Origin of the sequence: Saccharopolyspora sp. NPDC049426, from assembly GCF_040676935.1 — a bacterium.
Classification (GTDB): Bacteria; Actinomycetota; Actinomycetes; order Mycobacteriales; family Pseudonocardiaceae; genus Saccharopolyspora.
In genome coordinates this window covers 34,001-55,232 of record NZ_JBFAPZ010000024.1, presented here as the reverse complement: position 1 = coordinate 55,232, position 21,232 = coordinate 34,001, and the positions used below count along the sequence as shown (strand labels likewise).

Here is a 21,232-nt window from a genome sequence, read left to right as displayed (position 1 = left end):
AGCCGCGCAGCAGCACCGCGTTGCCCGACTTCAACGTCAGACCGGCGGCGTCGACCGTCACGTTCGGGCGACCCTCGTAGACGATGCCGACCGCGTCCTGCCCTGTGAGACCCGAGACGATCGAGCTGCTCTCCGGCGTCCGAAGTGGTTGCATGACGGGTCGTGACCTGGACCGCGCACGTGCGGTCCAGGCAGTTGAACCCGACAGACCGGAGGAAGACGACCGATGGGCCACGGGGCTTTCGAGAAGACCTACGCGGCGAGCGAGGACCGCTACGAGAAGATGGAGTACCGGCGAGCCGGGGCGTCCGGCCTGGACCTGCCCGCGTTCTCCTTCGGCCTGTGGCAGAAGTTCGGCACCGACTACCCCTACGAGACGCAGCGCGAGATCGTGCTGCACGCCTTCGACCTGGGCATCACGCACTTCGACAACGCCGACCGGTACGGCCCGCCGCACCGCGCGGCGCAGAAGTTCTTCGGGAAGGTGCTGGCCAAGGACCTGGCGCCGCACCGCGACGAGCTGATCCTGTCGACCAAGGCGGGCAACCCCATCGGGCCCGGTCCTTACCAGAAGGGCGGCTCCCGGAAGTCGCTGCTGTCCTCGCTGGAGCACAGCCTGCGCGATCTGGGCACCGATCACGTCGACATCTTCTACAGCCACAGCCCGGACGAGAGCACCCCGCTGGAGGAGACGGTGGGTGCGCTGGTCAGCGCGGTGCAGCAGGGTAAGGCGCTCTACGTCGCCCTCTCCAACTACCAGCCCGACCGCGCGCACCGCGCCGCCGAGCTGCTGCGGGAGGCGGGCGTGCCGCTGCTGGTCCACCAGCCGCGCTACTCGATCTTCGACCGCACGCCGGAGAACAACGGCCTGCTCGACCTCGCCGCCGACGACGGGTTCGGACTGGTCGTGTACTCGCCGCTGGCGCAGGGCCTGCTCACCGACAAGTACCTCAAGGGCGTCCCCTCCGGGGCGCGCGCGGAGAACAGCGCGTTCCTGTCGCCCGACGTCATCGACGAGACCTACCGCGAGCGCGCGGCCGCCCTCAACGAGCTCGCCGACCAGCGCGGCCAGTCCCTGGCCCAGCTCGCGCTGCAGTGGGTCCTGCGCCGGCCGGAGGTCACCTCCGCGCTCATCGGCGCGAGCTCCGTCTGGCAGCTCGACCACAACGTCCAAGCCCTGGAGTTCCCGCCGCTCACGGATGAGGAGCTCGCCGTCGTCGAGAAGCACGGAATCCACGGCACCGGGTTCAAGAAGTAGCCTCACTCGGCACGAGCCGTTGCCAGGGGGCGGTTTTGGTCCGAACCGTCCATGATTCGACGTCCGAAATGCCCGGACAACTCAGACCAAAACCGCCCCCGGCCATAGGGCTGAACTGAACCCGTTCTCGCTCAACCGGTTTCAGGGCCTCCGACGCGCGCCCGAAATCGGCGGTTTCACCTGCGCATCGGCTCAGCAGCCCGCCGCGTAGACGTAGCAGCGGAGCTGCGGCTCCCGGTCGACCGAGGGCGCGCCCACCAGGTTCACGCCCGGCAGCGCGGTGCTGAGCAGACCCGGGACCGCGGACAGCGGTCGCAGGTAGGTGTCCACCGACGCCGGATCGATGTGCGGCATCAGCGGCTGGCCGCAAACCGAGGCGTCGACCCGAGCCGGGTCGGCCGGTCCCGGGTGGTCCAGCGCGTCGATCACCAGCGCGTAGGTCACCGGGTCGGTCGTGCCGACCAGCAGGTGGGTGGAGGTGTTCGCCGCGCACAGGTCCTGCGTGGCGACGTTGGTGATCATGCCCTCGCCGGTGTTGAGCTCGGAGGACTCCGGCGGGGTCACGACCTCGTCGTGGCGCGTGTAGACGACGGTGTAGCTGATGCCCTCGAAGGTCTCGGCGCGGCTGTTGAGCGCCCGCATGAACTCCGAACCGGCCAGCTGCTGCCACACCGCAGGTTCGCACGAGGTCGGACCAGGTCCGCAGCCCTTGAGCGTCTCGGTTCCGTGGTTGGACGGCGCCATGCCGATGATGTCGTCGACCGCGGGACGCACATCGGGCCAGAACCGCAGTGCCCAGCGCATGCTCATGCCGCCCTGGGAGTGGCCGAGGACCGCGATGCGCTTGCCGGTCAGCCGGTGCATCTCCCGGATCGAGTGCACCAGGTGTTCCCCGGCGACCTGGATGTCGCCCATCGTGTGGTCGGGCATCGTCACCGAACACCAGAAGCGGTTCTGCTCGGTGAAGGCCTTGGCGTAGGTCCAGGAGTAGTTCTCCTCCGGAGTGACGCTCGTGGCGGGGCTGAGCAGGACCGGCTGCTGCTCGCTGCCCGGATCGCCATGACACGACAAGGCCGCCTGCAATTGCTCGCGCGGAACGCTCAGCGCAGGTCCCGGCCGGTCGACGGGAGCGAATCCCGAGTCGGCCTGCGCGGGAACCGGAGCGATGACGAGCACCAGGACGGCGAGCACGACACTGTGCATCCAACGAGTGATCATGTCGCTTACAACGACGAACGACCCCGAACGATGCGTCGGTCAGCGGATCAGGTGCTCCACACCGATGACGAGGAACGCGGTCAGGCCTTCTCGCTGATGCCGAACCACGAGTAGGGGCGCATCGCTTCCGCTTCAGCGGCGGCCTTCGGGTCGGTGATCAGGTCGGGGCGCCAGTCCGGCAGGTGGGCCACGCCAGGGGACAGCAGGCTCCACCGATCTCCGAGCCCTTCGAACCAGTCGGTGATGGTGGCCCGGTCACGCAGCCACAGCGGGCTGGGCGTGACGTCGCACTCGGTCCGGAACCGCTCCATCGAGGCGCGCGCATCGTGATCGGGGACGTCGGAGGCGAAGTGCGTGATGGCCACCCGGGAACCGGTGGAGAGCTTCCCGGCGTAGCGCCGCAGCACCTCCGGGATGTCACCGTCCGGGCCGATGAACTGCAGGACCGACACCGCCAGCAGGCACACCGGCTGGTCCAGGTCGAGCAGGCGCTTGGTGACGTCGTCGGCGAAGATCTCGCGCCAGTTCAGCAGGTCGGCCTGCACGATCCCGGCCCAGTCCGTCTCCTGCAGGTTGACCCGGGTGTGAGCCGTGGCGACCGGCTCGCAGTCGACGTAGACCACGCGAACCGGCTCGTCGGTGTGCTCCCGCAGGATCTCGTGCACGTTGCCCATGGTCGGGATGCCCGAGCCGAGGTCGAGGAACTGGCGGATTCCGGCGTCGAAGGCGTCCACGACGGCGCGCTGCATGAACGAGCGGTTCTGCCGCGCCACGCCCGCGATCTGCGGCCACATGCCGAGCAGCCGCTCTCCGAAGACGCGATCGATCGCCCAGTTGGCGTTCCCACCCAGGAACCAGTCGTAGATCCGTCCCGGGTTGGGGCGCGAGACGTCCAGGTCCGCAGCTTCGCGGGACTGCTCGACCACAGGGGTCCCCCTCAGTTCGAAAGCGTTGGGCTCATGATCGCATCTCGACCGCAGAAGTCAGAGGTGGGACAGGCCATGAAATTGGAATTGGCCACAAATGGACGGACGTCCGGATCGACGCGATCCCGTTCAGGCACATTAGTGCCCCAGGTCACACCCGACCGGGTGATTGGTCTGTTCGCGCGAATCGATTCCGCTTCCAGCCTGTCGGCGTTCGCGTCTCGCTAATCTTCACCGCGGGTGGATCCGGAGGTGGCATCGGTGGCGAGACGTCGCGTGGTTGCGGGCAGGCGCAGTGCGGGACGATCCGCCACGCCCGAGGGGGTGCGCGGCCGGAAGGGGCCGCTGCCGAAGCTGTGGCTGGGCCTCGGTGGGACCGCAGGGCTGCTGGCGATCATCGCCGTTGTCGTCGCCGTCTTCGCCCGCCCCATCGAAAGCTCCTGGGACGACGCGAAACTGCGCGGGCCGGCGCTGTTGGTCGAGGACGTCAGGCGCGTCGCGAACAACGGGCCCGACGGCTGGGTCTGGTACTTCCCGCACCGGCTGTCCGACGACCAGGTGAAAGTCCTGGCCGCCGAGGTCCACGAGCGCGGCAGCGTGCTGAACTCCAACGGGCTCATGGCGAGCGCCGGTGGGATCCGGCTGGGATTCGAGTACGGCACGACGAGCGCCGGCCGCTACCACCTCAGCCTCGTCGGCAACCGAACCGATCCCGTCCGGATCAACGACATGCGGGTGAAGGTGGTCGAGCGCAAACCGCCACCGACCGACGGCACCCTGATCTCGATCCTGAGCCAGGGCGGAGGGCCCACCGACAAGGTCGTCGCCGACCTCGACGGCCAGGACAACCGCGTGTACACCAGCAAGCCCGCCGCGTTCGGCGAACCTGAGAGGGCCTCTCCGTTCCTCGACGAGCACAGCCGCTACGCCGTCACCGGAGAACCCCTGCCGTTCGAGGTCGCGGCCACCACGACCAGCTGCTGGTGCACCTGGGAGATCGAAGTCGACGTCACCTCCGGCGATGAGAAGGAGACGGTGAGGGTCAGCGCGGACGCCGCCGGAGCCCCGCTGCAGACGATCTACTCGGGACCGGACCTGCACTACGAGTCGGAGTACCAGATCAGCCTGACCAACGGCGAGTTCATCAACTGCGCGCTGGTGGCGGCCGGCGACCCCGCCGAGATCGCCCGCGCGGCCGGCGGCGTGTACTGCCCGTCCTGACCGGGCCCGAACCGGCGGTGACCTGCGATAACGCCCTAGCGGAGGGGGTCATGATCGCCACCGGAACCGTGGGGTAAGCTATGTGCACACCCCACGGGGTGGCCGGGACGTAGCGCAGCTTGGTAGCGCACTTGACTGGGGGTCAAGGGGTCGTGGGTTCGAATCCCGCCGTCCCGACCGGTGAGAAGGTCCGTTGATTTGCCTAATAATGGCAGGTCAGCGGGCCTTTTTTAGTTGGATCACAGAGCCGAGTTCATCGGCCGTTGAATTGCTGCCGGGGACCAATTGGGGACCAGTGGTTTCGTCGCGGGTCAAGTACGCCGACAGCGCGTTGCCGGCTTCGATGATCGACTGATGGTCCGGATGCAGGTAGCGCTGCGTGGTGGCGATGTTGCCGTGCCCAGCCACCTTGCGCAGGACATGGAGTGGAACGCCAGCGTCGGCCATCCAGGTCAGTCCTGTGTGCCGGAGATCGTGTCGCCGCAGATGTTCGAAGCCGAGAACGCGGACGACGTCATCCCAGTGCGTCGCGTCTCGTAAGACAGCCGTGCTGATCCGGCCGCCCTTGGGGCCGGTGAACAGACGAGCGTCTGGTTTGCCGTCCAGGGTGGTGAGGCGATTGAGCACCAGGTCGCGGATCTCCGGGATGAGGGGTACGAACCGCGCCCGCTTGCCCTTCGTGCCCTTGTCCACCAGTCCACCTGGTCCGGTCGTCGTCTGGCGTCGCACCTTCCAGGTCCATGTGCGCGTGTCGATGTCGGCTACACGGCATCCTGACACTTCCCCAATGCGCGCAGCGGTGCACGCGGCGAACCTGACCACGTCGCCCCAACCCCTGTACTGATCGTGCGAACGCTCGACCAGCGCATCCGCGAGCCTGGTCAACGTCTCCCAATCAGGTAGTGCCAGGGCGCGGGGATCTTCTAGTTCGTCCTCCGCCTTGCGGAATTCGGACTGCCACCCCACCACTCGAGCGGGATTTCGGTCGACGATGCCGTCACGGAGTGCTTGCTCCATCACGCGCACGAGCACGGCAACGGTGTTCTTGATCGTCGACATGCTGCAGCCATCGGCGATCCAGTCGTGGACGGCGCGGTCGACGACACCGCTCGTGATCATGCGGATCGGGATGTGGCCGATGGTCGGCACAACGCGCTTGGTCCAACCCGCCTTGTACGGTTCTGTCGTCTTCGGCTCGAGGCCCCTCAGCGCAAGGCTCATCACGGCCGTGCCGTACTCCGTGAGCGACTTCGTGCTCTCGCTTGGGTCGAGGCCGCCACGCGCCGCGCGTTCCATGGCGTCGATCCATGCTTTGGCGGCTTCGACTGATCCGACTACCTGCGAGGCCGATCGACGCTTCTTCGTGGCTGGGTCCGTCCATCGGACCCGGGCCTTGTAGGAGAGCTCACGCCCCTCGAGAACCTGGATGTCTGGGTTCAACCTCACCCCGAGGGGAGGCGTGTTCGTCATTCGGCCACCTCGTTGGGATCAGTCCGACGCGACGTCAACCAGGTCTCGATGTCACCCGAGTGGTAGACGGTGACGCGTTCGGAGATCTTGACGAATGGTGGCCCCTGCGGCGGTGTCATGGTCCGCCAATGCCGAAGCGTTGAACTATCGATCCGGAGAATTTCTGCCAAGTCGTCCGTCGAGAGCCATTGGCCACTGAGCAGGAGCATGTCCATCTCTTCCTCTACTAATGGTGTTCGGCGCACTCACCTTGACGAGTGAGTGAGGAGGCTTGCGCCGTCGGAGACGTGGGCGCACAGGGCTACCGATGCAGGAATCCAGGAAGGCCGCGCTTGCCTTCTTCGCGCGGCGGTCTCATGCGGCTGGGGACGGGCGAAATAGCCTGTGCCGCATGAAACCCCGGCATCGATCGAGCTCGACGCCGAAGACGAGTTTAACGCCTGATGCGCTGCTCCCCGTCGCAGCCTCGTGCGCACGTCGACACGAGCCATCCACGGACACGCGCAGCGAGCACGGGAACTCACGGTGCGCAGGGAATTCTTCTCGAGGAAGTGCCCGGCAGCGCAGCCAGCTGCGTGAGCGGTACCCGCCGGGCCGTACCGCGCGGCGGCGATGAACTCAGCGCGTTCATCCACCGACAACGAATGCAATTCGATCGGGACGACAGTCTCTCGGCCGCGGCCCTCACACGAACCCGAGTTCAGGGTCAGAAGAGACGACGAGACGGCGAGTGCAATGCGCCTCGCCGTCTCGCGCCTGAAACGATCTGTTGTGAGTGGGACGGATCCCACTCACTGGTGTCCGAAGGGGGACTTGAACCCCCACGCGCGTGTAATTTCCCGTGTTTGGGGAAATCACACCAAAACTATAGCAGGCGGCGCTGTGCCCTCGTGCGAGTTTGGGCGACCGTGTGGGTGGCGTCGACCGGTGGGGTTTGTCCGCGTGTCGTGGGCGGTGGTGCGGTGTGCCGTCTGGCTGGTGGTGGTGTGGTGTGCGGCTATTCGGGTGGTGCGGCTGATGGTGACGTCATGGGTGGTGTGTGGCGGCGTTCCAGGTCTGGTTGATCGGTGATCTGGGAGGCGAGGTGCGCACATGGATGGGGCAGGTGACCGGCTGGCGCGAGGTGGGCGTCGGCGGCGGGGTTCGGTGGGCGCGTGTGGTGGGTTGCGGTTTGCTTTTTATGGGCGGATGTCGACCAAGGAGTTTCAGGATCAGGAGACGTCGCTGGGGTGGCAGCGGGAGGTGGCGGAGGAGACGATCGCCGACCGCGGGGTGATCGTGGCGGAGTTCTTCGACGAGGGTTGTTCGCGCCGCTGGTCCTCGTCCAAGCGCCCCCAGGCTGCCGCTCTGCTGGACGCGGCGCGGAGCCCGGATCGGGGTTTTGATGCGGTGGTGGTGGGGGAGTATGAGCGCGCTTTCTATGGGAACCAGGTCGAGGCGGTGGTGGCGTTCCTGGTCGAGCATGGGGTGGGGTTGTGGTTGCCGGAGGCGGGTGGGCCGGTGGATCTGGCCGATCCCGCGCATCGGGCGTTGATGTGGATGCGGGTCCGCATCCGGTTGAGGCGCATGCGCGGTGGGGGCGTCGGTTGCATCAGTTGGAGCCGGATTCGTGGACGGGTCCGTGGGTGCGGTGGATTCTCACCCAGCGTGCGATGGGGCGGAGCATTGCTGGGATCGCGCGGGAGCTCAAATGATCGTGGGGTGCGTGTCTGTCGGGCGCGGATCCGGGGCGGAATCGGCACCGTTCGGGGCAGGGGTGGAGAACGCCGACGGTGGCCGGAATTCTCGAGAACCCGCGCTACACGGGAAGACAGGTGTGGAACCGCACCAGCACGACCCAGAGTCCTGGGTCGGCGCGTCGTGCCGGCGGTACGGGCCGTGGCACGGACTCGGGGGAGTGGGCGGTGTCGAACACGTCCGCACATCCCGCGCTCGTTGATGAGGAGACGTTTCGGTGTGTGCAGGGCATCCGGGCGGCGAGGAAATCCCAGGACGGCGAGACCCGGACCTTCTACTGGCGGGGTTGGTGGTGTGTGGGGCGTGTGATCGGCGGTTTGATTCGCACTGGGCGCATAACCGCCCGGGTTACCGCTGCCGGCACGGACGCACGAGCGCCCGCGGGAAAACACCTCCTGGACGGCCTGCGGTCCCGGCTGCCCGAGGCCAGCGGCGGCGACGAGGATGTGGTCGACCATCTTCGCGCGAACGGGTTGGTGATCGCCTATCTTGGCCCGGACTGGATCCTCGAACCGCTTGAGCCGGAAGCGGCGGTCACGCCACTGCCACACAGCGGGACGCAGCTGTCTTTACCGGGGTGCTAATTGACGCTGCGGACAGGTACCGCGGACCTTGGCATTGGCGAACTGTTGCGTGAGCGCCGGGCAGGGAATTGCGAAAACAGCCCTGGACGTAGCGGGCGCGAAGCCCTGAGGCGGGTCACTAGGAGCTCGCGCAGGTGGCTCGATGACATCAACGACCAAGGGCGAGGTCCTCGGCGGGGTTGTGGGCTGTCGATGGGTGTTGGGGCCGTTCGGGCGGAACAGGCTGGCCGGGGTTCCCATGTCCAGCGACCGGTGCGGGCGTCGCTGGTTGTAGCTCTCGATCCAGCCGTCGACCGCGGCCTACTGTTTCCTGTTGTCCGACAACCTTTCCGAGGAACACCGTAACGGCGCATCGCTGCGGTGAAGGCCTCACATGCCGCTCGGCCGTTGGCGACTACGACGACCGCGGCGATCACGACGAAACGGGAGTGGTCATCGCTTCCGGTCACCAGCTTGCATTCCCGACCATCCGCCAGTTGGAGGCCGCCGACGATGTCGAGCTGCCACAATGCATCGGAGTCTGGCGATGCCAACGCTTATACTTCCGCTTGTGTTGTTGGGCCTGTGGGTCGATCAGCCCGTTGCGAGTCAGGATCCGATGGACCGTGGCCCGAGACGGAGCGGAGTCGAGGCGACGTAACCCGAGCTCGAAACTGATCCGCCGGGCACCCCAGCGGGGATATTCCGTAACTCGCAGATCAACGCCTCAACATCGGCCGGCCCCCTATTCGGGCTCATGCAGGTCGCAGCGTCCGACTTCGTCTCGCCCGACGCGCCTCGCATCGGCGGTACCACTCCGTTCCTCCGGGCCGCCTCACTAGTCGGGCCCCAGAGAGCTGAGCATGGTGGAGCGGGAGGGACCAATGTATTGTTGGACAATAGCTCGGTATACTCTGTGGGTCCAGTAGTGAGTCGGCAGGCAGGTGGCGCAGTGGCAGAGCTACGCGATGGTCAACAGGCCAAGGTGGTTGGCCAAAAGGTGCTTCGCCCTCGTGAGCAGGTTGAGGAGCGGATCCGCGTCATGATTCTCTCCGGCGAGCTTGAGACCGGTGACCTGCTTCCGCCGGAAGCCGAACTCGCTCGGCAGTTCAACGTCAGCCGGACGACCGTGCGCGAGGCGTTGAGGTCCTTGACCACTCAGCGCATGATCTACAAGGTGCCCGGTTCACGTGGCGGCAACTTCGTGCAGCGCATCGATTACAACTCGCTCGGCTCCGCGGTGATCGACAGCGTGCACAACCTGCTGACGATCGGCAGCATCGAGTTCACCGAGGTGGCCGAGGTCAGGCAGTACCTCGAAGTGCCGGCGGTGCGACTCGCCGCAGCGAATCGCAGCGACGAGGACCTGGAGCGACTGCGTGACATCGTGCGCAGGCAGAAAACTGCTTCAGTCGACGATCCCGAGGTGCCCAAACTGGATGAGCAGTTCCACGCTCTGATCGCCCAGGCGTCCGGAAACCGCGTGCTGTCCTCATTCGTCTCCGCCCTCCATCATGAGACCGAGCCGGTGCACTACCTCGACCTTTCCCCCGAGGTCGGTCGGGCGACGGTCCGCCAGCACAAGGCGATCGTGGACGCCATCGATAAACAAGACGCCGACGCTGCCGAAGGCGCGATCATCAAGCACCTGACGTACCTCCGCAAGCATCTCGCGGCACACTCCAAACGCTGAAGGTCGATCTTTTCAAGTAGGGCGACACGGCTGTTCCCCTGTTCCGCACCATCCTGGTAGTGGTGCCTGCGGCGGGCTGGAACCCGTGCACCCGCTGTTGAGGTTGCTGGAATTCGTGGGTGAAGGGCGACATGCCCTGAATTCAACGGGAGTCGGTTGGTGGCCGTGCAGGCGACGACTGATGAGGACACCTTCTGGTTTGCTTCAAGCGTCCCGCTGAGCACTTTGCGGCCCGGTCCGGTGCCATGTCGGCGACCGACTCGACGGTCGCGTGCAGCAAGTAGCGATCTTGCGCGGCTGCGAGTCACCCGTCCCGATGCGTCAGCTCGCCTCGCCACGACAGCCAGTGCTCTGCCGGTCGGCTTGCGCCGGAATCGCACACTGTGCCGCTTGTTCGTGTCCGGCACGCACGATGCTCCGCCTGTCTGGCCTGCGAAGATGTTGCAGCGGCTGTCCGGCAGGACCTTTAAATGTCCAACCTTGAACAAGCAGACTCTTTGGTTTACGGTTGCTCGCATCGCAACGACGCGTCGTTCCGGGCGCATGGGCGACCCAACTCAGGAGATGCACCATGGCTACTCAAATCCCGGCATCACCGGTGTCGGTCGGGAGGATCGCATTCGCGAGCTTCATCGGCACCGTGATCGAGTTCTTCGACTTCTTCCTCTTCGGCACGGCTTCCGCGCTGATCTTCAACAAGATCTTCTTCCCTTCGCTCGATCCGCTCGCGGGAACACTGGCGTCGTTCGCGACATTCGCGGTCGCTTTCGGCGCGCGACCGCTCGGCGGCGTGGTGTTCGGTCACTTCGGTGACCGGCTCGGGCGGAAAACGATGCTCGTGTTGAGCCTGGTGCTCATGGGAGTGGGCACCGCCATGGTCGGCGTGCTTCCCACCTACGAGCAGATCGGCATCTGGGCGCCGGTTCTCCTGGTGTTTTCGCGGCTGCTCCAGGGGATCGCGATCGGAGGGGAGTGGAGCGGCGCGGTGCTCATGGCCGTTGAGCACGCCCCGCCCGGAAGACGCGCATTTTTCGGGAGCTGGCCGCAGTGCGGAGTTCCTGCTGGTCTGGTGCTGGCTACCGCGAGTTTCTTCGCGGTGCAATTGCTGCCGCAGGAGGCCATGATGGCTTGGGGGTGGCGGATCCCGTTCATCGTCAGCGTCGTGCTGGTTCTGCTCGGTCTGTACATCCGCCTGAAGATCGCCGAGTCGCCGGCGTTCGCCGCGGTGAAGGACAAGGGGGAACAGTCGAAGTTCCCTGTGGCCGAGGTTGTCCGGAAGTCGTGGAGAGGCATCGTCATCGCCATCTTCTCGATGGCCGCGGCGAACATCCCCTTCTACATGGCTACGGTTTTCGCCTTGAGCTACGGTTCCCAGAACGCCGGGGTCACGCGGGGCACGGTTCTGCTCGCCGTATGCATCGCGTCGCTCGTGCAGGTCTTCACGATCCCGGTCGCCGCCGTCCTCGCCGACCGATACGGGCGCAAGCCCGTGCTGCTGGCCGGCTGCGCGCTGACCGCCCTGGCTGGGTTCCCGTTCTTCTGGCTCATCGATACAGGTAGCACGGTCGCGATCATCGGCGCCATGATGATCGCCTTGCCGATCTGCCACTCGCTGACGTACGCGCCGTTGGCGAGTTTCGTGCCGGAGTTGTTCGAAACGCGACTTCGCTATACCGGGTCCGCCATTGGATACCAGGTCGGCGGCATGATCATGAGTGGTCCGGTGCCGTTCATCTCTGCGGCTCTCTTCTCGTGGGCCGGCAGCGCGTGGGTGCTTTCCCTCTACATCGTTGTCGGTGGCGTGCTCACGTTCGTCGCCGTGCTCACCGCACGCGAAACGTACCGGGACGACATCGCTGACGGCAGTCGAGCTGCGGGCAGCGTGCAGCGGCAATCGGCTGCCACCAGTTGAACAATCCCTTGACGCCAAGTCTAATGTCCAACAATATGAAGGCGTGATAATGAGCGACCAAGATCAGCGGGTGCTCGCCAGCGGGCCGCTCGCGGGGTTGAAGGTCATCGATATGACCACCTCGTACGCAGGTCCTACCGCCTCTATGTACCTCGCCGACCTGGGGGCGGACGTCATCAAGGTCGAGCGACCGGGCGCGGGTGATGACGCCCGGTCGTGGGGCCCTCCGTTCGTGCAGGACACCTCCGCGTGGTTCGCCTCGGCGAACCGCAACAAGCGATCAGCGGTCATCAACTTGCGCGATCCGCGTGGCCTCGCGGCGCTGCGCAAACTCATCGGTTCGGCCGATGTGTTCATGGAGAACCTCAACCCGGGAAAGCTGAAGTCCCTCGGCATCGACTACGACTCGGTCCGTGCCGAGTTCCCGAGGTTGATCTACTGCGCGATGTCCGGGTTCGGGCTCGATGGTCCGGACCACGCGTTGGCCGGCTACGACCTCGCCGCGCAGGCGCGTTCCGGGATCATGTCCGTTACGGGGCCTAAGGGCGGCTCGCCGCAGCGCGTGTCGACCGCGCTCTCCGACGTGGTCACCGGGATGTGCGCGGCGCTGGCGGTCAGCGCAGCGGTGGTGCGCCAGCGCGAGCACGATGTCGGGGAGCTCATCGACGTCTCGCTCCTGGACTCCGATCTCGCCGTGATGGCCCCGAGGATCGCGTCCTTTATGGCGGGCGAGCCTGAACCAGCCCCGAGCGGTGGAAGCGACTCCGTGCTCGCGGTGTACCAGTCATTCCCTACCGCAGACCGGGATCTCGCGATCGCCATCGGCAATGATCCCATGTGGCGGCGCTTCTGCTTGGTCGTCGGCCTCCAGGAGCTCGGAGCCGAGGAGGAGCTCGCGGACAATGCCGGGCGGCGTGCGCACCGGGATCGGATCGTTGATCAGGTGACCGAGAAGCTCCGTTTGCGCACAGCTGCGGAGTGGCAGAAGGTTCTCGGTGAAGCTGGCATTCCCTGCTCGTTGGTGCAGCGGTTGTCCGAAGTGGTCGAAGATCCGCAGGTCGCGGCCAGGCGCTGCTTGCTTCCGGTGCCCGAAACGAACGGGACCATGCACACCGTGCACAGCCCCTTTCGCCTTGCTTCCATCCGGCAGCCCCGCAATGCGCGGTTTCCGGAGCTGGGCGCGCATACCCGGGAAGTACTTGCCGAACACGGATTCACCGACGCCGACGTCGACGCGCTGGCGGCCGGGGGAGCCGTTCAAGAAGGAACAGGGGTGAGGGTTGGTGGCTGAGGAGTCCGTCGCAGTAGACAAGACCGGCAATGGGACCGTGGCAACAGTTCGGATCAACCGCCCCCAGGTGCTCAACGCGCTCAACGCTGACCTGCTCCGTCGCCTCGGCGACGAGTTGGATGCCCTCAACGTTGACCGGAGAACGCGGGCGATCGTGCTGACCGGCACGGGGGAGAAGGCGTTCAGCGCGGGCGCAGACCTGGACGAACTCGCCACCCTGGACGCCACCTCCGCGCACGACGCGATGCGTTCCGGGCAAGCGGTGATCCGCGGCATCGAGAAGAGTCGGGTTCCGGTTATCGCGGCGGTGAACGGCCTGGCCCTCGGCGGGGGGTTCGAATTGGTTCTGGCGTGTTCGTTCGCCGTTGTGTCGCGCAGGGCCGCGTTCGGGCTGCCCGAATCAGGCCTCGGTTTGATCCCGGGCTACGGCGGCACGCAGCGATTGGCGCGGATCGTCGGCCCGGCGGTGGCCAGGCACGTGACGCTGACCGGTAGCCGGATCGATGCTGAGCGCGCTTACCAGCTGGGACTGGCCGTTGGGACCCCATCGGAACCGGAACAACTTCTCCCCACTGCACTGCAGATCGCCGAGGCGATCGCAGGTAAGGGGCCACGGGCCTGCCGCGCGATCCTCGAAGCCGTTGACCGCGGCCTGGACATGCCGCTGGACGCTGGGCTCGCGTTGGAGACCGGGTTGGCAGCGCTGGCCATCGGAGGCGATGAATCGAGCGAAGGCGTCGCCGCATTCAAGGAGAAGCGAGCACCGAAGTTCGAGGACCCGTCATGAACGCAGCTCAACTCGACATCGACTCCGATCCGAAGGCATATCTGGCGCACCACGAAAGCCTCGATGAGTCGGCGGCAGACGCGTTGCTCGACGAACGTGAGCTGCACGTGAGGGGCCTCGTCCGCGACGTGGTTGCGCATGAGGTCGCGCCGCGAGCCGCTGAGATGGATCGTACGCACGAATTCGTCCACGAGAGCTACCAAGCGCTCGCCTGCGCAGGCCTGGCGGGGTTGATCTTTCCGAGGCACTTGGGGGGTACCGCTGACACCAATGTCGCCTACGCGGCGGCGATGGAGGAGATCACGGCCGGCTGCGCGGCTACGAGCTTGGTCTACATGACGCAGATGCACGCCGCGTACCCGATCATGATCGCGGGATCGGAAGAGCTCGCCGAACGCTACGTTCCCGGACTGCTCAAGGGCACGGCGTACGGCGCCTTGGGGATCACCGAACCCGGGGCGGGAAGCGACGTCGCGAGCTTGCGTTCGGTCGCCGCGCCATCCGACGGCGGCTATTCGCTGAGCGGAGCGAAGACGTTCATCACGACCGGCGACAAAGCAGATGTGATCATCTGCTTCGCGAGCATCGACCGTTCGCTCGGCCGCAAGGGCATCACCGCCTTCGTGCTCAACGGTGCGTGGGACGGGCTGGATCGAGGAACGCCGTTCCTCAAGATGGGCATGCACGGCTCGAGCACTTCTGAGCTGTTCTTCGATGAGGTGCAGGTTCCCGCCGACCACCGGCTCGGTGAGGAGGGCGGTGGCTGGCAGATCGTGATGAATTCCGTGATCAAGTCGCGGATCAGCGCGGCTGCACAGGGCGTGGGCTTGGCACGCGCGGCCTACGGGCGCGCATTGCGGGCGTTGAGGCGAATCCACGGCTCCAGGCTCCCGGACGAAGCGGCGTTCGCGCTGGCGACGCTGCGCGGCAAGCTTCTGCAAGGGCGGTTGCTGCTGTTCAGCGTGGCTCGGGACATCGATCGCTCCGCCACGCCGAATGCCGGTCAGATCGGCATCATGAAGCAGACCTGCACTGATCTCGGTTTTGACACCGCACGCGAGGCGATGCGCGTTCTCGGGCCCTACGGCGATCTGACCGACCTGGGTGTGGAGCGCTGCCTGCGGGACGCGAAGGTCACGCAGATCTACGACGGCACGAACGAGGTGCAGCGGTTGCTCATCGCACGTGACACCGTGCGGAAGGCGGGCGAGTGATGACTTCTTTGCAGGGCAAGGTTGCCATCGTCACGGGCGCGGGGCGTGGCCTCGGTCGAGCGATGGCAGAGGCGTTGGCGGAGTCTGGTGCGCGGGTGACGGTGGCCGCTCGCACCGCGACCGAGCTCGACGCCTTCGTCGTCGACCAGGAGAAGGCCGGACGGGAGGCGCTGGCGTGCCCGACCGACATCACCGACGCAGCAGCTGTCGATCACATGGTCGAGGCGACCGTGCACCAGTTCGGTCAGGTCGACATCCTGGTGAACAATTCCGGAATCGTGGCCACGACGCCGCTGCTGGACCAAGAACCAGATGAGTGGGATCGCGTGATCGCCACCAACCTGCGCGGTGTTTACCTGGCAACGCGGGCGGTGGGAAGGCACCTCGTCGCGCAGAAGTCGGGCAAGGTGATCAACATCGCGTCCAACTTCGCGCTGCAGGGCGTGGCGAACCATGCCGCGTACTCGTCCTCGAAAGCCGGAGTCATCGCGTTCACCAAGTCGATGGCGATCGAATGGGCACACCACGGAATCCAGGTCAACGCCATCGCCCCGGGGTACTTCGCCACCGACCTCAATTCGGGACTCCGAGCCGACGACGAAGCCCTGGAGCGGGTGGTGCGCGCGGTTCCGGCACGACGCATGGGCGAAGCCGAGGAGATCAAGCCGTGGCTGCTGCTGCTCGCGGGCAAGGAATCCGACTTCATGACCGGTGAGCACATCGTGCTCGACGGCGGTCAATCCGTCCGATGAGGACGATGGGACAACGAACGGAGACAACGACGTGACCACGAAGGAACGCACCGTCGCGGTCCTCGGTGCCGGGACCATGGGGTCCGGCATCGCCACCGTGACCGGACGCGCCGGCCATCGGACTCTCATCCACGACCTCGACGGCGAACGGGTCGCCCGAGGGGTGGACACCGTCCGCGGCTTCCTCGCCAAGAGCGTCAAGCTCGGCAAGCTCACCGCTGAAGAAGGCGAGGCCGCCGCGGCCCGCATTGAGGGCACCACGGATCTGAAGGACCTCGCCAACGCCGATGTCGTGATCGAAGCGATCATCGAGGACCTGGACGCAAAACGGACGCTCTTCGGAGAACTCGACGGCATCGTCGGCAAGAACACCCTCTTCCACACCAACACCTCGACTCTGTCGGTGACCGGCATCGCGGCCGGCTCGTCGCTGCCCGAGCGCGTTGTCGGCACGCACTACTGCAACCCGGCACCGCTGATGAAGCTCGTCGAGGTGGCCGACGGCAGGCACACCGCTGACTGGGCGCATCAGGCGACCATCGATTTCCTCGCCTCGGTCGGCAAGACCACCGTGGTCACGAAGGATCGGCCCGGGTTCATCGTCAACCGCTTCCTCATCCCGTGGGAGAACAGCTGCATCGACGCGCTGGAACGCGGACTCGGGACCAAGGAGTCGATCGACTCCGCCGTCACCGGAGCGCTGGGGCACCCCATGGGCGCGTTCAAGCTGCTCGATGTCGTCGGTCTTGACATCCACCAGCAGGTGGCCACGCGGCTCTACGAACAGCTTCGCGACCCGAAGTTCTTCCCGCCACCCATGGTCGACCGCATGGTCGCAGCGGGCGACCTCGGACGAAAGACCGGGCGCGGCTTCTACACCTACGACGACACCCGCCTGTTCGGTTCCTGAGGAGACCAAGATGTCCGAGATCCACAACGTGGCAGTGCTGGGCTTCGGCACGATGGGTGCCGGGATCGCGCAGGTCGTGGCCCAGTCAGGCCGTCCCGTGACTGTTCTGGAGACAGACCAAGACCGCGTCCGAGCAGGCGTGGCGCACCTGAGGTCCTTCCTCGATGGAGGTGCGCAACGCGGCAGGCTGACCGAAGCACACCGCGACGAGGTACTGGCGCGGGTGCGCCCGGTGACCGACGTGGCCGAGCTGGGCGGCAGCGATCTGGTGATCGAGGCGGTCACGGAACGAGCCGATGTCAAGCGCCAGCTGCTGGGGCAGGTGACCGGGGTCGTGACCGACGATGCCTTGATCGTCACCAACACCTCCGCGCTGTCGGTGACCGACCTCGCGAATGCGGTCACCAACCCGGAGCGGCTCGCCGGTCTGCACTTCTTCAACCCCGCTCCGCTGATGAAGGTCGTCGAGGTGGTCCGCGCCCTGCAGAGCGGACCCGAGGTCGTCGGCCAGCTGGCCTCGTTCGTCGAATCCCTCGGCAAGGACCCCGTGGTGGTCAAGGACCGCCCTGGATTCCTGGTCAACCACCTGCTCATGCCGTACCTCAACGATGTGATCGACGAGTACGACGCCGAACTGGCGACTGCGGAAGACATCGACACCGCGATCAAGCTCGGCCTCGGCTACAAGCTGGGCCCCCTGGAGCTGCTCGACCTCATCGGGCTCGACGTGCACGAACACGCCACCCAGAGCGCCTACGACGCCACGCTCGACCCGCGCTTCGCACCACCGCCTCTGCTGCGCCAGATGGTGGCCGCCGGACACCTCGGCAACAAGAACGGCAACGGATTCCGCACAGGCAACGGGAGCATTCAGTGACGAACTACTCAGACATCACCGTCGAACGCGACGGTCCAGTGCTCACCATCGCGATCAACCGACCGGATGCGGGAAACAAGTTCCGCCACGAAACGTGCCTCGAGCTTCACGACGCGCTGCAGCGCTTCCGGCTGGACTCCGGACTGCGCGCCGCAGTGCTCACCGGCACTGGTGAGAAGTTCTTCTGCATCGGCGGCGAGCACGACGAGGCCACCTCCCTGGACCAGTCGCAGGTGCTGCCGATCATCGACGTGTATCAAGCCATTGACACCATCCCGAAGCCGATCATCGCGGCCGTCAACGGCTTCGCAGTCGGCGGCGGAAATGTCCTGCACACGGTGTGCGATCTGTCGATCGCAGGGGACAACGCAGTGTTCCGGCAGGTGGGGCCCATGGTCGGCAGCTTCGACGCGGGCTACGGCAGCTGGTACCTCGAGGACACGATCGGCCGCAAGCGCGCCAAGGAGATGTGGTACCTCAATCGCAAGTACACCGCGACTCAAGCGCTGGAGATGGGGCTGGTCAACGAGGTCGTCCCCGCTGCGCAGCTGCGCGAGCGGGCAGCCGAGGTCGCCCGGGAACTGACCAGCCGCAGCCCGATGGCCATCGGCGGTCTCAAGACCGCGTTCTCCGGTAAGCACAACGGTGTCTCCGGCCAGGCGCGGATGGCTCACGACCAGCTTCTGAGCGTCTACCTCACTACGCAGGAAGCCCACGAGCTGAGCACTTCGTTCGCCGAGCGCCGCCAGCCCGACCCGGACAGGTTCTGGAAATGAGCCGAAACATGCCCGTGCCCACCGCCGAGCAGTCCGACCTGGCCGCCATGCTCGACGCGGTGATGTCCGATGTGCACGCGCTTCCCTCCGACGAGCAACCAACCGAGGTCGCCGGACTGCGCCGCAGACTTGCCGAGCTCGGTGTGTGGACGCTGGGAGTCGACGAGAAGCTCGGTGGTGGCGGAGCGGACGATGCGCTTGCTGCGACTGCGTTCGCGCGATTGAGTCGCAAGTGGGCGGCCCTCGGCTGGGCGGCCGTGCAGGCCCACGCCGCTGCCGAGGTTCTGGGCGGGAACCCGGATTTGCGCAGCCGCGTGCACACCGGAGAGATCGCGGTTGCGGTGACTCAAGGTGAACGCATCGACGCAGCCGCAGAAGCACCGCACGTCATCGTGCTCGCCGAGGACTGCGCGACGTTGTTCACGCCTGAGTCGCTCAGGTACAGGCCGCTGCGACGCACCGGGCTCGACGGTGCGCTGACTCGGACCGTCGAGGTGGTGGGGGACGGCGTTCCGCTCGTCGCCGACGTGCCGGCCGCGTTGGTCAGGCTTCGGCTCGGAGCGGCGGCGGTCGCCGCCGGGATCGCCGATGCCGCAGCCGAGGCCGCGTTCAACTACAGCGCGACGCGCAAGCAGTTCGGAAATGTGCTCACCGCGCTGCCCACGGTTCGCGAGTCGCTGTTGAGCTCGTCCGGAGCGGCTGCCTCGTTGCTGCGGCAGGTGCAGCACAGCGCGAGTGCGACGCCGTGGCAGGCCGCAGCCGTCCTCGATGCGGCCTGCGAGTCGGCCATCGACGCCGCCGCCGGCGCGGTGCAGTCCCACGGTGGTTACGGCTACCTCACCGAGTATCCCGTCGAGCGCTTGCTGCGAGATGCCGTGTCGTTGCGCGCGGCATGCGATTCCACGTCGGTGCGCCGGTCCGGCGCTCTCGATCTGGCACGTTCCGCGAAAGGATCAGCATGAGCTCCTCTCTCGCCGAGCTGCTGCAAGGACAGCACACCCCGCTCACCGACGCCGATGCTGATGCGTTCCGGACGTCCGGTGCGTGGCAGGACCGAACCCTTCGCTCTGTTCTGTCCGAGACTGCCGACAAGTACCCGGACCGAACGGCGCTCGTCGGCTATCGCAGCGACGGCCCTGTCGTTCAGCAGAACTACCGCGAATTCGATACCGCCGCCCGTCGCGCCGCTTCGGCGCTGGCGAGCATCGGTGTCGGCAAGGGCGACGCGGTCGCGTTGATGCTGCCGAACTGGATCGAATACGCTGCACTGCTCTTCGGCATCAACGAGATCGGCGCGATCTACACCGGGATTCCGGTCGCCTACGGTGAGCGCCAAGCGGCCGCGATCTTGCGCCGCAGCAAGGCCAAGGTGCTGGTGATTCCGCGAGTGTGGCGCAGCACCGATCATCTCCGCCTGTCACGGGCACTGCGGACTGAGCTACCGGACCTGGAGAAGGTCGTCGTGATCGACGACGACCCGACCGGGTTGCAGAGCAGTGAAATGCTGTGGTCGTCGTTCGCCGACGTGTCGCAGTACGAGTTCGAACCGCCGGGACCTGGCGAGATCTGCTACCTCGGTTTCACCTCGGGTACCACGGGTGAGCCGAAGGGGGCCATGCACACTCACAACACTCTGCTGTACGGCGCGCAGGCGCTCGGAGAACATCTGGGCGCGGAGGCATTCGGCGATCCGATGGTGCAGCTAGTCGCATCGCCGGTCGGACACCACACGGGCTTTCACTGGGGAGTCCTGTTCACCGTCCTGCTCGCCGGTACTGGGGTCTACGTCGACAAGTGGGACCCGAAGTGGGGCGTCGAGGTCATCCGCAAGGAGCGCGTGACCACTTTCTTCGGAGCGCCGACCTTCCTCCAGGATATGATGCGGACCGATCTCGCGAACGATCCGGACTGTCCGCTGAAGTGTCTTGTGATAGCCGGTTCCTCCGTACCAAGGACTCTACCGGCAAAGGCGAGCAAGGCGTTCGGAGCCTACATCGCCCCAGCATGGGGGATGACCGAGTGCGGCATCATCGTTTCCTGCACGCCCAAGGAATCCGACGCCATCCAGCTCACCGACGGGTCGGTCTTCGCCGGCTCCGCGGCACGTGTGGTCGACGAGAACGGCAGCGACGTGCCCCCCGGGGTCACGGGTCAACTGCTGATCAAGGGCGCTGCTGTGGCGCTTGGTTACTACGACCGGTCTGACGCCACGGATGAGGCGTTCCTACCTGGCCTGTGGTTCAAGACCGGCGACACTGCGAGTCTTGATGAGCATGGTTGGCTCTCACTGCACGGACGCAGCAAGGACATCATCATCCGGGGCGGCGAGAACATCCCGGCCACCGATGTCGAGACGCTGCTCTTCGATCACCCCGACGTTCTCAACGCGGCAGTAGTCGCCTATCCCGACGAACGGCTCGGTGAGCGAGCCTGCGCGGTATTGGTGCTGCGGAAGGATGCAACGCTGGATTTGCCGGGCTTGTGCGATTACCTGCTGGCGCAGGGGCTTTCCAAGCACTACCTGCCGGAACGGCTCGTCCTCCGAGACCAGCTCCCGACCACCCAGAGCGGCAAGATCCAGAAGTTCAAGCTCCGAGAGTTCGTCGCGTCGACGGCGACAGACTGAA

At 66.0% G+C, this 21,232-nt stretch carries 18 protein-coding genes, 1 tRNA gene and 3 pseudogenes; 17 read left to right on the top strand and 5 right to left on the bottom strand.

What is annotated here, in order from left to right; all coding sequences use genetic code 11:
* The first annotated feature begins 226 nt into the window (after window positions 1–226).
* A complete protein-coding gene (locus AB0J78_RS32505) occupies window positions 227–1,258 on the top strand; it encodes an aldo/keto reductase (protein WP_363795748.1) in 1,032 nt (343 codons plus the stop codon).
* A gap of 192 nt (window positions 1,259–1,450) precedes the next feature.
* Here the strand turns inward: AB0J78_RS32505 and AB0J78_RS32500 are convergent, their stop codons facing one another.
* Window positions 1,451–2,461: a lipase gene (locus tag AB0J78_RS32500; protein ID WP_363795746.1), complete on the bottom strand. Its 1,011-nt coding sequence runs from the start codon at window positions 2,459–2,461 to the stop codon at window positions 1,451–1,453.
* 95 nt (window positions 2,462–2,556) lie between these two features.
* Window positions 2,557–3,402, bottom strand: a complete 846-nt coding sequence (locus AB0J78_RS32495; protein ID WP_363795744.1) for an SAM-dependent methyltransferase — start codon at window positions 3,400–3,402, stop codon at window positions 2,557–2,559.
* Between the two features lie 261 nt (window positions 3,403–3,663).
* On the opposite strand from AB0J78_RS32495, the gene AB0J78_RS32490 reads away from it, so the two are divergent.
* Together AB0J78_RS32490 and AB0J78_RS32485 are read left to right on the top strand one after the other, a co-directional pair.
* Window positions 3,664–4,623 (top strand): hypothetical protein, encoded by a 960-nt coding sequence (locus tag AB0J78_RS32490; protein WP_363795742.1) that lies wholly within the window; start codon window positions 3,664–3,666, stop codon window positions 4,621–4,623.
* 103 nt (window positions 4,624–4,726) lie between these two features.
* A tRNA-Pro gene (locus AB0J78_RS32485) sits at window positions 4,727–4,800 on the top strand.
* Between the two features lie 39 nt (window positions 4,801–4,839).
* Here the strand turns inward: AB0J78_RS32485 and AB0J78_RS32480 are convergent.
* Both AB0J78_RS32480 and AB0J78_RS32475 read right to left on the bottom strand, forming a co-directional pair.
* Window positions 4,840–6,093, bottom strand: a complete 1,254-nt coding sequence (locus tag AB0J78_RS32480) for a site-specific integrase (RefSeq protein ID WP_363795740.1) — start codon at window positions 6,091–6,093, stop codon at window positions 4,840–4,842.
* Window positions 6,090–6,308 carry a helix-turn-helix domain-containing protein gene (locus tag AB0J78_RS32475; protein WP_363795738.1) on the bottom strand — a complete coding sequence of 73 codons (219 nt, stop codon included), beginning with the start codon at window positions 6,306–6,308 and terminating at the stop codon, window positions 6,090–6,092. The genes AB0J78_RS32480 and AB0J78_RS32475 overlap by 4 nt, the downstream gene beginning before the upstream one ends.
* An 877-nt stretch (window positions 6,309–7,185) precedes the next feature.
* Here AB0J78_RS32475 and AB0J78_RS32470 point away from each other — a divergent pair.
* From AB0J78_RS32470 to AB0J78_RS32460, 3 genes and pseudogenes are all read left to right on the top strand, one after another.
* Window positions 7,186–7,569, top strand: a pseudogene (locus AB0J78_RS32470) (recombinase family protein); the annotation flags it as partial.
* A 296-nt stretch (window positions 7,570–7,865) separates the two neighbouring features.
* Window positions 7,866–8,012 (top strand): annotated as a pseudogene (locus AB0J78_RS32465) (recombinase); the annotation flags it as partial.
* Window positions 8,013–8,047: 35 nt separating this feature from the next.
* Window positions 8,048–8,350 (top strand): zinc ribbon domain-containing protein, encoded by a 303-nt coding sequence (locus AB0J78_RS32460; RefSeq protein WP_363795736.1) that lies wholly within the window; start codon window positions 8,048–8,050, stop codon window positions 8,348–8,350.
* Window positions 8,351–8,624: 274 nt separating this feature from the next.
* Here AB0J78_RS32460 and AB0J78_RS32455 read toward each other — a convergent pair.
* Window positions 8,625–9,125: pseudogene (locus AB0J78_RS32455) on the bottom strand (integrase core domain-containing protein); the annotation flags it as partial.
* Window positions 9,126–9,345: 220 nt separating this feature from the next.
* Here AB0J78_RS32455 and AB0J78_RS32450 point away from each other — a divergent pair.
* The 11 genes from AB0J78_RS32450 to AB0J78_RS32400 all read left to right on the top strand — a co-directional run bounded on the left by AB0J78_RS32450 (window position 9,346) and on the right by AB0J78_RS32400 (window position 21,231).
* Window positions 9,346–10,086 (top strand): FadR/GntR family transcriptional regulator, encoded by a 741-nt coding sequence (locus AB0J78_RS32450; RefSeq protein WP_363795734.1) that lies wholly within the window; start codon window positions 9,346–9,348, stop codon window positions 10,084–10,086.
* A gap of 571 nt (window positions 10,087–10,657) precedes the next feature.
* On the top strand, window positions 10,658–11,998 hold the full coding sequence (locus AB0J78_RS32445; RefSeq protein ID WP_363795732.1) for an MFS transporter: 1,341 nt from the start codon (window positions 10,658–10,660) through the stop codon (window positions 11,996–11,998).
* Between the two features lie 70 nt (window positions 11,999–12,068).
* Complete coding sequence (locus AB0J78_RS32440) at window positions 12,069–13,289, top strand: CoA transferase (protein WP_363795730.1); 1,221 nt, start codon at window positions 12,069–12,071, stop codon at window positions 13,287–13,289.
* Window positions 13,282–14,076, top strand: a complete 795-nt coding sequence (locus AB0J78_RS32435) for an enoyl-CoA hydratase-related protein (RefSeq protein ID WP_363795728.1) — start codon at window positions 13,282–13,284, stop codon at window positions 14,074–14,076. Before AB0J78_RS32440 ends, AB0J78_RS32435 begins: the two co-directional genes overlap by 8 nt.
* Complete coding sequence (locus AB0J78_RS32430; protein WP_363795726.1) at window positions 14,073–15,290, top strand: acyl-CoA dehydrogenase family protein; 1,218 nt, start codon at window positions 14,073–14,075, stop codon at window positions 15,288–15,290. The genes AB0J78_RS32435 and AB0J78_RS32430 overlap by 4 nt, the downstream gene beginning before the upstream one ends.
* Entirely contained in the window at window positions 15,290–16,042 is a 753-nt protein-coding gene (locus tag AB0J78_RS32425; protein WP_363795724.1) for a 3-oxoacyl-ACP reductase family protein, read from the top strand. The genes AB0J78_RS32430 and AB0J78_RS32425 overlap by 1 nt, the downstream gene beginning before the upstream one ends.
* A gap of 31 nt (window positions 16,043–16,073) precedes the next feature.
* Window positions 16,074–16,952, top strand: a complete 879-nt coding sequence (locus AB0J78_RS32420) for a 3-hydroxyacyl-CoA dehydrogenase family protein (RefSeq protein WP_363795722.1) — start codon at window positions 16,074–16,076, stop codon at window positions 16,950–16,952.
* 10 nt (window positions 16,953–16,962) lie between these two features.
* Window positions 16,963–17,829, top strand: a complete 867-nt coding sequence (locus AB0J78_RS32415) for a 3-hydroxyacyl-CoA dehydrogenase family protein (protein ID WP_363795720.1) — start codon at window positions 16,963–16,965, stop codon at window positions 17,827–17,829.
* Window positions 17,826–18,605, top strand: a complete 780-nt coding sequence (locus tag AB0J78_RS32410; protein ID WP_363795718.1) for an enoyl-CoA hydratase-related protein — start codon at window positions 17,826–17,828, stop codon at window positions 18,603–18,605. The genes AB0J78_RS32415 and AB0J78_RS32410 overlap by 4 nt, the downstream gene beginning before the upstream one ends.
* On the top strand, window positions 18,602–19,567 hold the full coding sequence (locus AB0J78_RS32405) for an acyl-CoA dehydrogenase (protein ID WP_363795716.1): 966 nt from the start codon (window positions 18,602–18,604) through the stop codon (window positions 19,565–19,567). The genes AB0J78_RS32410 and AB0J78_RS32405 overlap by 4 nt, the downstream gene beginning before the upstream one ends.
* Window positions 19,564–21,231, top strand: coding sequence for an AMP-binding protein (locus AB0J78_RS32400; protein ID WP_363795714.1), 1,668 nt, complete (start codon window positions 19,564–19,566; stop codon window positions 21,229–21,231). The genes AB0J78_RS32405 and AB0J78_RS32400 overlap by 4 nt, the downstream gene beginning before the upstream one ends.
* Window position 21,232 lies beyond the last annotated feature (1 nt).

Excerpts from the sequence above, each read along its gene's own strand:
- AB0J78_RS32505 (WP_363795748.1), top strand. The coding sequence starts at position 227 with ATGGGCCACGGGGCTTTCGAGAAGACCTACGCGGCGAGCGAGGACCGC.
- AB0J78_RS32500 (WP_363795746.1), bottom strand. The coding sequence starts at position 2,461 with ATGCACAGTGTCGTGCTCGCCGTCCTGGTGCTCGTCATCGCTCCGGTT.
- AB0J78_RS32480 (WP_363795740.1), bottom strand. The coding sequence starts at position 6,093 with ATGACGAACACGCCTCCCCTCGGGGTGAGGTTGAACCCAGACATCCAG.
- AB0J78_RS32475 (WP_363795738.1), bottom strand. The coding sequence starts at position 6,308 with ATGGACATGCTCCTGCTCAGTGGCCAATGGCTCTCGACGGACGACTTG.
- AB0J78_RS32445 (WP_363795732.1), top strand. The coding sequence starts at position 10,658 with ATGGCTACTCAAATCCCGGCATCACCGGTGTCGGTCGGGAGGATCGCA.
- AB0J78_RS32430 (WP_363795726.1), top strand. The coding sequence starts at position 14,073 with ATGAACGCAGCTCAACTCGACATCGACTCCGATCCGAAGGCATATCTG.
- AB0J78_RS32425 (WP_363795724.1), top strand. The coding sequence starts at position 15,290 with ATGACTTCTTTGCAGGGCAAGGTTGCCATCGTCACGGGCGCGGGGCGT.
- AB0J78_RS32415 (WP_363795720.1), top strand. The coding sequence starts at position 16,963 with ATGTCCGAGATCCACAACGTGGCAGTGCTGGGCTTCGGCACGATGGGT.
- AB0J78_RS32405 (WP_363795716.1), top strand. The coding sequence starts at position 18,602 with ATGAGCCGAAACATGCCCGTGCCCACCGCCGAGCAGTCCGACCTGGCC.
- AB0J78_RS32400 (WP_363795714.1), top strand. The coding sequence starts at position 19,564 with ATGAGCTCCTCTCTCGCCGAGCTGCTGCAAGGACAGCACACCCCGCTC.